Annotated in this window: 17 protein-coding genes; 9 read left to right on the forward strand and 8 right to left on the reverse strand. The window is 71.0% G+C overall.

The window, feature by feature from the left end; all coding sequences use genetic code 11:
• Positions 1-104 precede the first annotated feature (104 nt).
• Together KQY30_RS03220 and KQY30_RS03225 are read right to left on the reverse strand one after the other, a co-directional pair.
• The gene (locus tag KQY30_RS03220; protein ID WP_217305460.1) at positions 105-734 is read right to left on the reverse strand and encodes an aspartate/glutamate racemase family protein; all 630 of its coding nucleotides are present in this window, start codon (positions 732-734) and stop codon (positions 105-107) included.
• A gap of 94 nt (positions 735-828) precedes the next feature.
• Positions 829-1,185, reverse strand: coding sequence for a GNAT family N-acetyltransferase (locus KQY30_RS03225; RefSeq protein ID WP_217305461.1), 357 nt, complete (start codon positions 1,183-1,185; stop codon positions 829-831).
• Positions 1,186-1,413: 228 nt separating this feature from the next.
• Between KQY30_RS03225 and KQY30_RS03230 the strand changes: the two genes are divergently transcribed.
• Positions 1,414-2,613, forward strand: a complete 1,200-nt coding sequence (locus KQY30_RS03230; protein ID WP_254406915.1) for a PP2C family protein-serine/threonine phosphatase — start codon at positions 1,414-1,416, stop codon at positions 2,611-2,613.
• Positions 2,614-2,684: 71 nt separating this feature from the next.
• Here KQY30_RS03230 and KQY30_RS03235 read toward each other — a convergent pair whose 3' ends face one another.
• Complete coding sequence (locus tag KQY30_RS03235) at positions 2,685-3,083, reverse strand: hypothetical protein (protein ID WP_217305462.1); 399 nt, start codon at positions 3,081-3,083, stop codon at positions 2,685-2,687.
• A gap of 57 nt (positions 3,084-3,140) precedes the next feature.
• Positions 3,141-3,689, reverse strand: a complete 549-nt coding sequence (locus tag KQY30_RS03240) for a DoxX family protein (protein WP_217305463.1) — start codon at positions 3,687-3,689, stop codon at positions 3,141-3,143.
• A gap of 216 nt (positions 3,690-3,905) precedes the next feature.
• On the opposite strand from KQY30_RS03240, the gene KQY30_RS03245 reads away from it, so the two are divergent.
• The 5 genes from KQY30_RS03245 (at position 3,906) to KQY30_RS03265 (ending at position 7,081) form a co-directional block, all read left to right on the forward strand.
• Positions 3,906-4,307 carry a DUF2089 domain-containing protein gene (locus KQY30_RS03245; RefSeq protein ID WP_254406916.1) on the forward strand — a complete coding sequence of 134 codons (402 nt, stop codon included), beginning with the start codon at positions 3,906-3,908 and terminating at the stop codon, positions 4,305-4,307.
• A complete protein-coding gene (locus KQY30_RS03250) occupies positions 4,304-4,564 on the forward strand; it encodes a hypothetical protein (protein WP_217305464.1) in 261 nt (86 codons plus the stop codon). The genes KQY30_RS03245 and KQY30_RS03250 overlap by 4 nt, the downstream gene beginning before the upstream one ends.
• A gap of 23 nt (positions 4,565-4,587) precedes the next feature.
• A complete protein-coding gene (locus KQY30_RS03255) occupies positions 4,588-5,019 on the forward strand; it encodes a hypothetical protein (protein ID WP_217305465.1) in 432 nt (143 codons plus the stop codon).
• A 155-nt stretch (positions 5,020-5,174) separates the two neighbouring features.
• Positions 5,175-6,185 carry an SPFH domain-containing protein gene (locus KQY30_RS03260; RefSeq protein ID WP_217305466.1) on the forward strand — a complete coding sequence of 337 codons (1,011 nt, stop codon included), beginning with the start codon at positions 5,175-5,177 and terminating at the stop codon, positions 6,183-6,185.
• Positions 6,182-7,081: an NAD(+)/NADH kinase gene (locus KQY30_RS03265; protein ID WP_217305467.1), complete on the forward strand. Its 900-nt coding sequence runs from the start codon at positions 6,182-6,184 to the stop codon at positions 7,079-7,081. Before KQY30_RS03260 ends, KQY30_RS03265 begins: the two co-directional genes overlap by 4 nt.
• An 82-nt stretch (positions 7,082-7,163) precedes the next feature.
• On the opposite strand, the gene KQY30_RS03270 is transcribed toward KQY30_RS03265, so the two are convergent.
• Positions 7,164-8,384, reverse strand: a complete 1,221-nt coding sequence (locus tag KQY30_RS03270; RefSeq protein ID WP_217305468.1) for an SGNH/GDSL hydrolase family protein — start codon at positions 8,382-8,384, stop codon at positions 7,164-7,166.
• 242 nt (positions 8,385-8,626) lie between these two features.
• Between KQY30_RS03270 and KQY30_RS03275 the strand changes: the two genes are divergently transcribed.
• Complete coding sequence (locus tag KQY30_RS03275) at positions 8,627-9,289, forward strand: endonuclease (protein WP_217305469.1); 663 nt, start codon at positions 8,627-8,629, stop codon at positions 9,287-9,289.
• A 102-nt stretch (positions 9,290-9,391) separates the two neighbouring features.
• On the opposite strand, the gene KQY30_RS03280 is transcribed toward KQY30_RS03275, so the two are convergent.
• Together KQY30_RS03280 and KQY30_RS03285 are read right to left on the reverse strand one after the other, a co-directional pair.
• Positions 9,392-9,595: an antitoxin gene (locus KQY30_RS03280; protein WP_046502075.1), complete on the reverse strand. Its 204-nt coding sequence runs from the start codon at positions 9,593-9,595 to the stop codon at positions 9,392-9,394.
• Between the two features lie 115 nt (positions 9,596-9,710).
• Positions 9,711-10,094 carry a luciferase family protein gene (locus KQY30_RS03285; RefSeq protein ID WP_254406917.1) on the reverse strand — a complete coding sequence of 128 codons (384 nt, stop codon included), beginning with the start codon at positions 10,092-10,094 and terminating at the stop codon, positions 9,711-9,713.
• 223 nt (positions 10,095-10,317) lie between these two features.
• Between KQY30_RS03285 and KQY30_RS03290 the strand changes: the two genes are divergently transcribed.
• A complete protein-coding gene (locus KQY30_RS03290) occupies positions 10,318-10,884 on the forward strand; it encodes an inositol oxygenase family protein (protein ID WP_217305470.1) in 567 nt (188 codons plus the stop codon).
• Positions 10,885-10,969: 85 nt separating this feature from the next.
• Here the strand turns inward: KQY30_RS03290 and KQY30_RS03295 are convergent, their stop codons facing one another.
• Positions 10,970-12,550, reverse strand: a complete 1,581-nt coding sequence (locus KQY30_RS03295) for a M1 family metallopeptidase (protein ID WP_217305471.1) — start codon at positions 12,548-12,550, stop codon at positions 10,970-10,972.
• Positions 12,551-13,192: 642 nt separating this feature from the next.
• On the opposite strand from KQY30_RS03295, the gene KQY30_RS03300 reads away from it, so the two are divergent.
• Positions 13,193-13,711 (forward strand): lytic polysaccharide monooxygenase auxiliary activity family 9 protein, encoded by a 519-nt coding sequence (locus KQY30_RS03300; protein ID WP_217305472.1) that lies wholly within the window; start codon positions 13,193-13,195, stop codon positions 13,709-13,711.
• Positions 13,712-13,716: the final 5 nt, after the last annotated feature.

Here is a 13,716-nt window from a genome sequence, read left to right on the forward strand (position 1 = left end):
GCGCCGGGTCCACGCGTGATCCGTCGCCAGCGCCCGCGCGGCGAACACCCGGTGGCGCTGAGGGGCACCCGGGAGGTTTTCCGTACCGCCCGGCCGGACCGGCGTCAGATCGCGGCGGCGGCCGCGGCAGCGGCGTTCAGGCCCGGGCGCGGGCTGGAGAACACCGGGATCCCACAGGTCGTACGGTCGGCCGCGTCGGCCATAGACGCCTGGGCCAGTACGACCACATCCGCTCCGGTGATCCCGTCCACCACGGCGGCCACCATGTCCAGATAGGCGTCGCGGTCGCCCGCCTCGAAGCGCTCCCAGGCGCCCTCGACCAGCACCATGCGCAGATCGACCGGGCGCCCCGCCGCCTCCTGGCGGATCAGCGCGGCCGTCGGTTCCAGTGTGCTCTCCAAGGCGGCGACCACGACGACCCGGCCGGCCGCCGCGGCGGCCGCGGCCATCGGCCGGTCGACCCGCAGCACGGGCACGCCGAGGACCGCGCTGGTCTTCTCCGCGACCTCGCCGATGGTCGAGCAGGTGCAGAGCACGGCGGTCGTGCCCTCGGCGACCGCGGGGGCGAGCGCCGCCGCGATGTCCTGGGCCACGGATTCGGGGCCCTCGGCCCGCGCCCTGATGAGCAGGGACTCGTCGACGACATGGCGGAGGGCGAGTCCGGGGTGGTCCACGTCCCGCAGGGCGTCGAAGACCGGGACATGGACCGGGGAGGTATGGAGCAGAGTCAGCATGATCGCGATGCTAGTACCGCGACCGGCATTCTCCACTTGACCGGGCAAAGCACGCCGGAACGGACAGCGTCATCGGCCAGGCGCCCACGCCGCCTCAGTCCTGGCGGGGGTCCCGAGCCTCCTTGAGTCCCTCCAACGCGGCCTTGACCACGTCGGCGGGGGCCGCCGGCGCGTCCTCGGGATGGCGCTGGGCCCACCGCGCGGCGTACGGGCAGACCGGCACGACGGGGACGCCCTCGCGCCCGGCCATCGCGTACAGCTCGCGCACCATCGCGCCCGCGATGCCCTTGCCCTCGTGCCCCTGCTCCACCACGGTGTGCACCGCGACCAGCGCCGGCGGGACCTCGGCGGCGTCGAGCGTGAGATAGACGATCGAACCGACCACCCGGCCGTCCTGATACGCCTCCAGCCGGCCCTCGGAGCGGTGGTCGCGGATGTCGAGATCTGACATGAGAGTGCTCTCCCTGATTCGGTGCGACCACGCGGTTGTCGGGACCGACATGGGCGTCCAGCCTGCGGAATATAACCCGGAAAAGTGCATTTCTGTACTATCCTTCACCAATCACGGCCGGACCTGGGCCGCAGGGAAGCACCGGACACCGGCAGCGCCCGCGAACGTCTGTCGCCCGTCGGCACACCGCTCAAGCACAGGCACACCATGGAAGCACTCCGCCGGAGGATGAAGCCGCAACGTATTCTCGCCGCTCTGGCGCGGCTCTTCGAGGCTGCCACGACCAGCCGCCTGCGAATGCCGGGCAGTGCGGCGGCCCAGCAGCCGGCGGTCATGAGATCGCTGTCGCAGGCGCCCAAGTTGCTTCCGGTGGCCGTGCTGTGCACGGTCACGGTAGCGGGTTTCCTCGTTCCCCCCGAAATCCATCTGGCCTCGCTCCTGGTGGCCGTCCCCGCGATGACCGCGGGACTCGCGGGCCCCGGGGTCACGGGGGTCATCACCGCGGTCTCGTGTGTGGCCGGGGTCTCCCTGGACATCCGGGACGGCCTGCTGAACTCGGCGATCCTGCCCATCCATGTGATCGATCAGCTCGTGGTGTGCGGTCTGGTCCTGCTCTTCTGGTATCTGCGGGGGCTGGACACGAAGGCGTTCAACCAGGTCCGAACCGTCTCCGACACGGTGCAGCGCGCGGTCCTGCGCCCCCTTCCCCGCCGGATCGGACGGCTGCGGATCGCGTCGGTGTACCGCTCGGCGGCGGCCCAGGCGCAGATCGGCGGCGATCTGTACGCGGCGGCGCGGATCCCCGGCGCGGTCCGGCTCATCATCGGGGACGTACGGGGTCACGGGCTTCCGGCGGTCGACGACGCCACCACGGTGCTGGGCGCCTTCCGGGAGGCCGCGCACCGGGCCGCCACCCTGCCGGAGCTGGTCGCCTCCCTGGAGGGCAGTGTCCGCAGGCATCTCAAGGAGGTCAGCGCGGCCGACCGCGACAGCGGTGAACGGTTCATCACCGTCCTGGCGGTCGAGGTGCCCGACGACACCCCTGTGGTCCGGATGATCAGTTGCGGCCACCCGCCGCCCCTGCGCTCCGACGGCGGCCCGGCCGAGCCCCTGCGCTCGGCACAGCCCGCGCCTCCCCTCGGCCTCGCCGGTCCGGCCGAGGAATACCACCTCGATGTCTTCCGGCTGGAGCCCGGCGAAACACTCCTGCTCCACACAGACGGCCTGCTCGAAGCGCGCGATGCCGCCGGCATGTTCTATCCGGCGTCCGACCGGATGGCCCAACTGCGCTGGCGCGAACCCGATCAGCTTCTGGAAGTCGTGATGAAGGACCTGCTGAGACACGTGAACGGCCGATTGCAGGACGACGTGGCACTCGTCGCGATGGAACGCCTGCGGGAACCGACGGCGCAGCCGGCGAACCCGTAGGACCTGCCTGCGCCCGTCGGGTGGCACGCGTGGCGCGGGTCGTCGCGCCCTGCTCCCGACCGCTGCCGACCTCAGCGGAGCCATGCCGGATGACCGAGGTGCTCGGCGACCCGCTCGCGCAGGAGGAGGTACTCGTCCCGGCGACGGGGCAGGGGGCCCGGCGGGCGGGCCACGGCGCGCCGGGCGGTGACGGTCTGGCCTCGCGTGAACTGCTCGTGGGTCAGGTCGAGTTCGACACCGCTGGGCAGTCGGTTCCACCAGTGGTAGCCGTGCTGGTCGCCGTCGAGGTGCACTTCGCCGAGCATGAGGTCACCGCCGAACATGTCATGGACGATCAGGGCCGTGATGTCACAGTGGCCCCAGGCCGGGTTGGCGGGGTGCCAGTCGGCGCGGTCGTCCGGTGAGCAGGTGTCGGCGGCCCAGCTCGTTCGCAGGGCCTTGTCGAGGTCGAGCAGGCTCCAGGGTTTCATCCCCGCAGCATCGCATCCACCACTGACAGTCACCCCCGGCGTCCACAGGGCCGCCGGTCAGGCACCGTTCAGGGCCGCCTCCTCGGGCTCCCGGGATGCCGCCATCGCCTTCGCCCGTTTCCCGATGACCGCGGCCGCCGCCGCGGCGCTGACCGCGAAGGCCGCAGGGACCATCCAGGACCGGTCGAGGCGGTGACAGGTGGCGTGGTCCAGGGAGTAGCGGCCCGCGCCCGTCAGACCGAGGGACGCGGCCGTCCAGCCGAGGAAGCCGGGCAGTTCGAAGCCGCCGGACTGGCCGAAGAAGCCGTTGGGCACATGCACCGCCGACGCCCCCGCCATCCCGCCGGCCGCCGCCGCTCCGGCCGCCGGGGTGGCCAGGCCCAGCGCCAGCAGCAGCCCGCCGCCGGCCTCGGCGACCCCCGAGGCCACCGCGCTGGGTTTGCCCGGCCGGTAGCCCATGGCCTCCATGCCCTGCGCGGTGCCCTCGATCCCGCCGCCGCCGAACCAGCCGAAGAGTTTCTGGCCGCCATGGGCGACGAGCACGGCTCCGATGCCGAGCCGCAGGGCGAGCAGACCGAGGTCGCGACGGTTCACACAGGTCGTCATGGCGGGCTCCGGAAGGCGGGCGCCATCGAGCGATGGCCGAGGGGGACGGACGTACGACTCCACTCTCGGCGGCTCGTGGCGCCGAGGGGCAGCGTTGCTGGGCCGTACGGGTCGCCGTGACGGCCCCGGGCCTGACCTCACCATGTCACATAATCAAGATCGGAATTATGAAACTCAATATCTACTGGTTGACTCCTTAAAAATCTCAAGGTAGACATGACGCATGAACAGGTCGCGGAGAACAAGGAGCCGAGGATGGACTGGCAGGACCTGACGGACCTGACGCGCGGTCGGCCGTTCACGGTCGAGCGGGTCCGCCTCGCCGACAGCGGCATCGCGATCGAGGGGCGGTTCGAGCCGCCGCAGTTGGCCCAGCTCGGCATCGACGACCAGATCTTCGTCGCCGCGTTCGTCCGGGCGCACGGATCCATCAAGGAGATGGAGAGGATCTTCGGGGTGAGCTACCCGACGGTCAAGGCCCGGCTGAAGCGGATCGCCGAGCACCTCGACTTCGTCGACGTCGACCCCGCGCCCACGAGCGCCGCCGACGTCGTCGACCGCCTGCGCCGGGGAGAGATCAGCGCCGAGGACGCCCTGGCCGAGCTGGAGGGGCGATGATCCCGCAGCTCGTGACGGTGCGCGTGCGCCGCTCCAACGGCCGCCGGGTGCGGATGTACATCCCCGTCGTGCCGGTGGCACTGGTGCTGTCACCGCTGCTGGTGCTCGCCGTGCTGGGCGGATATGTCGCATGCCGCATGTTCCGGATCAGCCCGGGAGGCGCGCTGCGCGGTGCCGGACGGGTGCTGTGGGCGCTGCCCGGCGCCCGGTTCGAGATGGAGCAGAGCCGGACAGTCGTACTGGTCAGCGTGAGATGACTCAGCGAAACGGGAGGACACACATGAACGAGCAGGGCCGCCAGATCCTGGAGATGCTGGCCGAAGGAAAGATCACCGCGGACGAGGCCGAGCGGCTGCTCGAAGCGCTCCAGCGCACGCAGCCCGAGACGCTGCCGGGAACGGCCTCCCGCCCGAAGGCCCGCCCCAAGTATCTGCGCGTGGTGATGGACGCCGAGGACGACACCGCCGGCGACGGCCCCACCCGGCTCAACATCCGCATCCCGCTGCAGTTGCTGCGCGCCGGCGTCCGGCTCACCACCCTGATCCCACCGGTGGCCGTCACCAAGGTCAACGCGGAGCTGGACAAGGCCGGCGTGCCGATCGACCTCGCCGAGCTCAAGCCGCAGCACCTCGACGACCTCATCGAGCACCTCGACGATCTCATCGTCGACCTCGACGACCCCGGCTCCAAGATGCGGGTCTACTGCGAGTGATACCGCCCGTCCGGTACCGCCCGTCCGGGGGCGCCGTCCTCGACCGCGGCGAGCGCTGAAGAACACGGCCGACGAGCCACCCACTCACGTCACCTTGACGATAAACAGACCGGCCCAATATCGTCGCCGTGACGAAAAAGAGGGGGTCACTTTCCATGGCCGACATCACTCGCCGCTTCGGCCGGCGCCATCTCCGCTCCGCGCCCACCACCCATGTCCGCCACCACCGGCGCGGCAAGCTCGTCCACGACGGACCGGGGCTGAGCTTCCGGTTCCGGGCGCTGACCGCCGCGCTGTCCGAAGTCCCGGTCGACGACCGCGAGTTGGCGATGGCCTTCCACGCGCGTACCGCCGACTTCCAGGACGTCACGGTGCAGTCCACCGTGACCTACCGGATCAGCGACCCGGCCACCGCCGCCGCCCGTATCGACTTCTCCATCGACCCGGACACCGGTGCCTGGCGCGGCGCGCCGCTGGAGCAGATCGCCACCCTGCTCACCGAGACCGCCCAGCAGCACGCCCTCGACGTGCTGGCCCGTACCCCGCTCTCGGCGGCTCTCGCGGACGGTGTGGCGTCGGTGCGCGAGCGGATCTCCGAGGGCCTCGGTGCGGAACCGCGGCTGCCCGCCACCGGGATCGAGGTGGTGGCGGTACGTGTCGTCGCCGTACGCCCCGAGCCCGAGGTGGAGCGCGCGCTGCGCACCCCCGCCCGCGAGCAGATCCAGCAGGAGGCGGACCGCGCCACCTACGAACGCAGGGCCGTGGCCGTCGAACGCGAGCGGACCATCGCCGAGAACGAACTCGCGAGCAGGATCGAACTGGCCCGCCGGGAGGAGCGGCTGGTCGAGCAGCACGGCACCAACGCCCGCCGCGAGGCCGAGGAGAGCGCCGCCGCCGACGCGATACGGGCGGAGGCCGAGGCCCTCCGTACCGTACGGCTCGCCAGGGCCGGGGCGGAGGCCGCGCGCGAGACCGGCGAGGCACGCGCCGCCGCCCAGTCCGCCTGGCTAAGGGTGCACGCCGAGGTCGAGGCCGCCACCCTGCACGCGCTGGCCGCCACCCGGCTCGCCGAGAACCTGCCGCGTGTCGAGAGCGTCACCCTCTCCCCCGATGTGCTCACCGGCCTGCTGGCCAGGCTGGGCCGTCCCGGCGGGGACGAAGCGTGAGTCTCGCGCCGCGCGCGGTGCTGGTGCACCGCACCAGTGAGTACGAGGAGTTGCTCGCCCGGCACGGCACCCACGGCCAGGCCGCCTTCTTCCTCTCCTCGCGCGGCCGGTCCATCGAGGAGGTCGCGGAGCGGCACCGGCGGGCGCGCCGGGCGCTGGCCGAGGTGGCAACGGCGGTGCCGTCGCTGTGGCGGCAGGCCCGGGTGGAGCGCGCCGATCTGGACCGGTTCCTGTTCGCTCCCGAGGACGTGGTGGTCGTGGTGGGCCAGGACGGTCTGGTCGCCAACACCGCCAAATATCTGTCCGGCCAGCCGGTGGTGGGCATCGACACGGACCCCGGCCGCAACCCAGGTGTACTGGTGCGCCACCGCGCCGCCGACGCGCCCGCGCTGCTGCGGGCGGCCACCGCCGATTCCGGCACCGTGGACGAACTGACGATGGTGGAGGCGGTCACCGACGACGCCCAGCGGCTGCTCGCGCTGAACGAGATCTATCTCGGCAGGCCGGGCCACCAGACCGCCCGCTACCGTCTCGGCCCCGACGACGAGAGCGCTCCCGCCGAGGCCCAGGCGTCCTCGGGGGTGCTGGTCGGCACCGGTACGGGCGCCACCGGCTGGCTGGGTTCGCTGCGCCGCGAACGCGGTGGCGGGCCGCCGCCACCGGGCCCGGCCGAGCCCCGGCTGCTCTGGTACGTACGGGAGGCCTGGCCCTCCCCGGCCACCGGCACCTCGCTGGTGGCCGGGGTGCTGACCGCCACGGAACGGCTACGGCTCACCGTCGAGTCGGACCGGCTGGTCGCCTTCGGGGACGGGATGGAGAGCGACGCACTGGAGCTGACATGGGGTCAGACCGTGCGGGTGGGCAGATCCCCGACCTCTCTGCGGCTGCTGGGCTGAGCACCGGCGGCAGCGGATGCGCCAGGAGGCGGGAAGGCCCCGCAACGGAGGAATTTCCCAACCCCCTGGCGCACCACGGGTGTTACCGGTCGCAGCGCAGGCTTCGCAGATCGATGGCGTCGGCCATGACCTTCATCCCCGCGTCGTTCGGGTGGAGATGGTCCCCGCTGTCGTACGCGGGGAGGATCTTCGCCGGGGCCGCCGGGTCCTTGACCACCGCGTCGAAGTCGACGACCGCGTCGAACGCCCCGCCGCGGATGAAGGAGTTGACCTGCTGGCGGACCGCCTCACCGCCCGCGTTCCACTCCCCCCAGCCCTCGTACGGCATGACGGTCGCGCCGACCACACAGACACCGGCGGCATGGCTCCGGTCAATGATCTGCCGGTATCCGTCGATGAGCTGGGCGGCCGTGGGCGCGGGGTTGGCCTTGATGTCATTGACGCCTTCGAGCAGGATCACCGTACGCAGGCCGCGTTGCGACAGGACGTCCCTGTCCAGCCGCTTCAGCGCGCTCACCCCGGCACCGTCGGAGAGCACCTTGTTGCCGGAGATCCCCTCGTTCGCGACCCCCTTGAGCGTGGTGCCGGGGTCGGCGGCCAGCCGGCCCGCGAGGAAGTCGGGCCAGCGGCGGTTGGTGTTCGCGGTCGAGCTGGCGCCGTCGGTGATCGAGTCGCCCAGCGCCACGACCGCCCCGGTGCCGCGCGGGGCGTCGACCACGACCGCGTCGAGGTAGTAGCGGAAGCCGGTCTGCTGGGTGTACGAGGTGGCGGCCTCCTCGGCCGTGTGGTCACCGGCGGGCGCGATGTACGAGGTCTGGTGCCCCATCCGGTGGCCGGTGGCCGTACCGGCGGCGTTCTGTACGTACACACTGATCGCGAGATCGGACTGCGGGCGTACGGTGCCGGGCAGCGGGTCGCTGTAGACGGAGCCGCCCGGCGGCACGGTGACGGAGGCGGCGCCACCGAAGGACAGCGCGCGGTTGGTGCCGGGGGCCACGGCGGCGCCGGAGGCCCGTACCCCGGCGTAGGCGCGGCCGAAGGTCACCGGCTGTTCACCGAAGGCGTTGGAGAGCCGGATCCGCAGTGCGCTGCCGCCGGCACTGGTGTGCACGACGATCCGGTGGCTGCGGCCGGCGACGGCGGCGTCCAGCCGGTCGGCGCTGGCGCCCCAGGTGACCACTGAGGTGGTGGCGGGACGGGCGGCGGTGGCGGTGGGCGCCGCGAAAACGGTGGCGAGCGCGAGAGCGAGGGTGATGACGGCGATCGCACCGGGAGCGCGAAGGGGTAACACCGGTCTGTTCATTGCGGGTTGGACCCTCTCGTGACGACGTTAGTCGTGCCCATGACATAGAAGGACACGGACAGAAAGCGCTTCCGGTTCAATGTTCGAACGGGCCCGGCGTCGCCGTCGTGCACTGTCGCGGTGTTCTGGACGATGCGACCGGCAGCGCCCGGAGTCACAATGGAGATGCGGGACACACCCGGCGGGGACCGGGCGGCGCCGGGCGGGTACCCGCGACATCCGCCGCACGGAGGAGGCGCGTCGTGCCGGACACCAGCGATCGCGAGACCGTACGGAAACTGCTCGCCACCCATGGCCGTACCTACGCCGACCAGGCGCACATCCAGCTCCGCGACACACCTCAGCCGCTCTATCAACTGCTGGTGCTGTCCTGCCTGTTGAGCGCGCGGATCCGCAGCGACACCGCGGTCGCCAGTTCCCGCGCCCTCACCGGGGCGGGGTTCCGCGACGCGCGGCGGATGGCGGACGCCACCTGGCAGGAGCGGGTGGACGCGCTGGGCCGGGGCGGTTACCGGCGTTACGACGAGCGCACCTCGGCCCAGCTCGGCGCCGGCGCCGAGCTGCTGCTCGACAAATACCACGGCGATCTGCGCCGCCTCCGTGCCGAGGCGGGCGGGAACATCGACAGACTGCGCTCACTGCTGCGGCAGGTTCCGGGACTCGGCCCGGTCGGCGTGGACATCTTTCTGCGCGAGGTCCAGGGGGTCTGGCCGGAGGTCGCCCCGTATCTGGACAAGAAGGCCCTCCAGGGAGCACGCAAGCGCGGGCTCCCCGACGAGCCCAGGGCGCTGGCCCGGCTGACCGGTCACACCGATCCCGCCGTCTTCGCCGCGGCGATGGTACGGGCGGCTCTCGAACGGCCGAGGGAACGGCCGGGGACGGACGGCGCGCGGGACGCGTCATGAACGGCCGTCACAAGAGGCCGTGCCGTTACAAGAAGGACGCGTAGAAGCAGTTGGCGGTCACGGAAGTCGACGGTGCGTCAGGAGTTGGGCGGCCGAGGGGCGTCAGGAGTTGGGCGGCCGGGGGTCTGACGACGGCGGCTTGTCGGTGCCGAGCCGCTCATTGATCTTCTTCTGCGCGGTGTCGACCTGTGACTGGTACTTGTTCCCCGTCTTCCGGTCGACCGCGTCGCCGGCCTTCTCCACCCCCTGGCGGACCGCGCCCTCATGCCCCTTGATGAGGCCCTTCAGTTTGTCGAGCATCGACATGTTCGGCTCCTCGCTCGGAACGGACTCATGTCCACCTTCACCGCTGCCCGGCGATCCCGCATCCGCAGATCCCGCATCCGCGTCGGTACGGAACAGCGGCGGCGCGGAACGGCCGTCAGTGCGACGAGGAGAGCGCGCGCTGCCGGGTGCACGGATCGCTCAGGGCCTCCGTGCCGTCCTCCTCGGGCAGCGCCCCCGCGGCCAGCAGCGCCGCGCTGACGAGAGTGGCCAGCAGGTCGATGTCGGCGCCGGTGTCGAGCCGTACGGTCACCCAGCCGCAACCCGCCCGCAACCGGAGTGCGGTGGACCTCTTGAGCGCGGGGCGGAGCTTGGCGATCATGGCGTGGGTGAGGTGCACATCGGCTTCGTTTTCGCCGTGGAAGTGCACGATGTCCCGTGTTCCCGCGCGTACGCAGGAATCTGTGCCGCAATAAGCCCGGCCACCGCTGAGACCCGGCCAGGTCATCAGCCGTTCGCCGGCATGTCTGGCAGCGTTCATGCTTCCAGCGTGCCGTACGCCGCGTCGCCGCACAGTGGAACGCTGAACAAAGAGTGCTCCATTTTTCCGGCGCCCCACGCCGCCGTGCAGGCCACGGGCCGACGGTTTTTGTTCGCCACGTGTTCAACGCTCCGTCCGGCGGCCCGTTCACCCCTTCGTGATCTCCTCGGCAGGGCGGGGGCAGTTGGCGACGGCGGACGTTTCAGAACGGGAAAGGGCCACCATGGCTGCGAACTCGGTCGACGAGCTGATGGATCTCCTCCACGCGTGCCGGGGCGTCCGGGACTTCCCGGGCGGCGGAGCCGATTCCGTCGATCTCCATGAGCACGCGCTTCAGACAGCCGCCCTGCTGCGCCGCCGCCATCCCGCCGACAAGGAACTCCAGATCGCGGGTCTGGTCCACGATCTGGGCCATCTCCTGCTGCCCGGTGACGACGTGGGGCACGCCGGCCGGGCCGCCGACGCCGTACGCCCGCTGCTCGGCCACCGGGTGGCCAGGCTCGTACAGCTCCATGTGCCCGCGAAGCGGTATCTGGCCGCGATGGAGCCGTGGCACACGCTCCCCGAGCACAGCGCGCGGACCCTGCTGCGCCAGGGCGGGCCGATGACCCGGGCGGAGGCGGAGGCGTTCGCGCTGGACCCGATGGCCGAGGACGCGGTACGGCTGCGCCGGGCCGACGAGGAGGGCAGGGCCGTCGGTCTTGACGCGGGGATCCTCGACGACTGGCGGCCGGTCCTCGAATCGGTCGCGGCCGGCCACCACCACGTCGGGGCGCGCTCGCTGTACTAGGGCGTATGCGAGCGGCACTGGTACGTGTCCGATGACTTACTGCGCCGGGGACCCGGACGGTGTCCGGGCCCCCGGCGACCGTACGCTACGAAAGCGTCGCGCTGCCCTGGTCCTTCGGGGCGGGGAGGAGCTGACGGCGGGCGGTGGAGCCCGTGGGCGGGGTGACGGTCCAGTCCGGGTGGCCGGGCATCCTGGGCGTCTTCGTGCCGTACAGCCAGTCGGTGAGGAAGCCGGTCAGGTCCTGCCCCGACACCTCGGAGGCCACCGCGATGTACTGCTTGGTGGACGCGTGGCTGTTGCGGTACCGGTCGAGGAAGGTGTGCTCGATACGGCTGAAGACCTCCTCGCCGACCAGCGTCCACAGCGCGTACAGCACCAGCACACCGCCGGTGTAGCGCTGGCTGTGGAAGAGGGTGGCCGCCGTCGGCGACGCGACCGGACCCGCGTCCTGGCGCCACTGGTCGCCCCGCGAGTAGACGTCCTTCATACGGGCTTCCATGCTGGTCAGGCCGATCGAGTCGGGCCAGCCGCGCTCGTACCGGTACAGCAGCCCGTAGTAGTCCGCGTGCCCCTCGTTGAGCCAGAGGTCGGCCCAGGTGGCGGGCGAGACGAGATTGCCGAACCAGGTGTGGACCAGCTCGTGCATCATGTGCGAGCCGATCAGGTTCTCCGCCTGGAGAAGGTAGTTCGGCTTGTAGATGGTGAGGGTCTGGGTCTCCAGACCGGTGAAGTCGAAGGCGTTGGGATCGTCGGTGTTGGCCGGGAGGATGCCGTACGCCTCCAGGGGGAAGCGGCCCAGCCGCCGCTCCAGCCAGACGATCTGGTTGGGGGTCAGGGAGAGCGCGGGCTCAAGTGCCGCGGCCCGTGCGGTCGGTACGACGTCGCGCACCCGCAGCCCGCTCGGGCCGGGCCGCTCGATCACCTTGTAGTCGCCCACGGTGACCTGGATCAGCTCGGTCGCGAGGGGCTCGCGCGAGTGGTACGTGACCGTGGTGGTGCCGTTCGCGGTCCTGGTGGAGACCAGCGAACCGGTCGCGACGGCCGTCAGCGCCTCGGGCGCGGTGATACGGAAGGTGAAGTCGGCCTTGTCGCTGGGGTGGTCGTTGCAGGGGAAGACCGTACGCGCGAGATCCGGCTGCCCGGCCACCGCGAAGCCGTCGGGCGTGGGCACCCAGCCGTTGTACGGAAACGCGAGCTTGCGGGGGTCGGCGGTGTAGTCGACCCGCACGGTGAACCTGGCGCGGTCCGCCAGACGGGCCGGCGGGGTGACGACCAGCTTCTCGGGCCGCTGTTCGAAGGCCGCCTCGCGACCGTCCACGCGGACCCCGTGGACCACGAAGCCGACCGCGTCGAGGGAGAAGAGGGAGAGATCCTGCTTGGCGTACGCGGTGACCGTGACGCTCGCGTCGACCAGCCGGGTGTCGGCGTGGTAGGTGAAGTCGAGGAGGTAGGCGGAGACGCGGTAGCCCGTGTTGCCGAGCACCGGATAGACGGGGTCGCCCAGGCTGTCGCCGCCGGGGGTTCCGCCCGTTCTCAGGCCTCTGGCGTCCTGCCCTTCGGTGGTCCGTGTCCGCGCCGCGGCCGAAGCGGCCGGGGAGAGGGCGAGAGCTGCTGTGGTGCCGAGGAGCGCGGCGGCCGGTGCCGTCACTCGGGTGCGATATCGCATGTTTCTCTTTCGGTTCGTTCCATGAGGGCGTGAAGTCCCGGCGGCGGACGGAGGCATGCCTCCGCGACCGTCGTGACTCTCCCCCGTGACCTCAGGCGTTACGGCTGCGAGTGCCTCTGACCCTGCCGTAAGTGCGACCTGAGCAGCATGATTGACGCGGTGGATCACCGCGTCAACTGCCCACGCGGAGGGCCGCTCCGGACATTTCGACGGCTCGAATCAGCCCGGGAACGCCCGTGATCCGGCCTCGGACCGGCCCCGGAGCCGACGCCGGGGCACGCCGGGAGCCCCCCTCGGAGCCCTGCTCGGGACGGCGTCGGGACGGCCCTGTGACAGGCCTGTGACAGGTGTTACGAGACGGACGCCGGCCGGAGCGCGGCCCGCACCCGCGCCCTCTCCTCGCCCACCGGCCCCAACTGGCCTTTGCCGCAAGGCCCTTGACGAGGACACGTCGGCCGGTATGGTCTAGTCCAAGTGGTCGAGACCTTTCCGGTCGCAACGCCCCTGGCGGCGTCCGGCGCCCAGGAATCCACCACCGCCCTTCGCGCCTCTTGGCCCCCACACTCGAGAGGCCGACCTGCCGTATCGGGATCCCCCACGGTCCGGATATCACGCAGGAAGACCTGATGTGAAGGAGAACGCATGCACCCGAAAAGGAAAATGGCGGCAGCGCTCGGCGCCGCCCTCGCTCCGGTTCTCGCCATAAGCCTTCCCACCGGTTCGGCGAGCGCTCATGGATATATTTCCTCGCCGCCCAGCAGGCAGGCCCAGTGTGCCGCCGGAACCGTCGGCTGCGGTGACATCAAATACGAACCGCAGAGCGTGGAAGGCCCCAAGGGGCTGACCAGTTGCAGCGGCGGAAACTCACGCTTCGCCGAACTCGACGACGACTCCAAGGGCTGGGCCGTCACCCCGGTCGGCAGCACCACCACCTTCAACTGGAAGCTGACGGCACGTCATTCCACCAGCACCTGGAAGTACTTCGTCGGCGGACAGCGGGTCGCCGAATTCAACGACAACGGGGCCCAGCCCGGTGCGACCGTGAGCCACCAGGTGAATTTCGGCGGCATCACCGGCCGGCAGAAGGTCCTCGCCGTCTGGAACATCGCGGACACCGTCAACGCGTTCTACGCGTGCGTCGATGTCAACATTGGCGGCTGAGGGAG

Origin of the sequence: Streptomyces sp. GMY02 (genome assembly GCF_019056675.1) — a bacterium.
Lineage (GTDB): Bacteria > Actinomycetota > Actinomycetes > Streptomycetales > Streptomycetaceae > Streptomyces > Streptomyces odonnellii.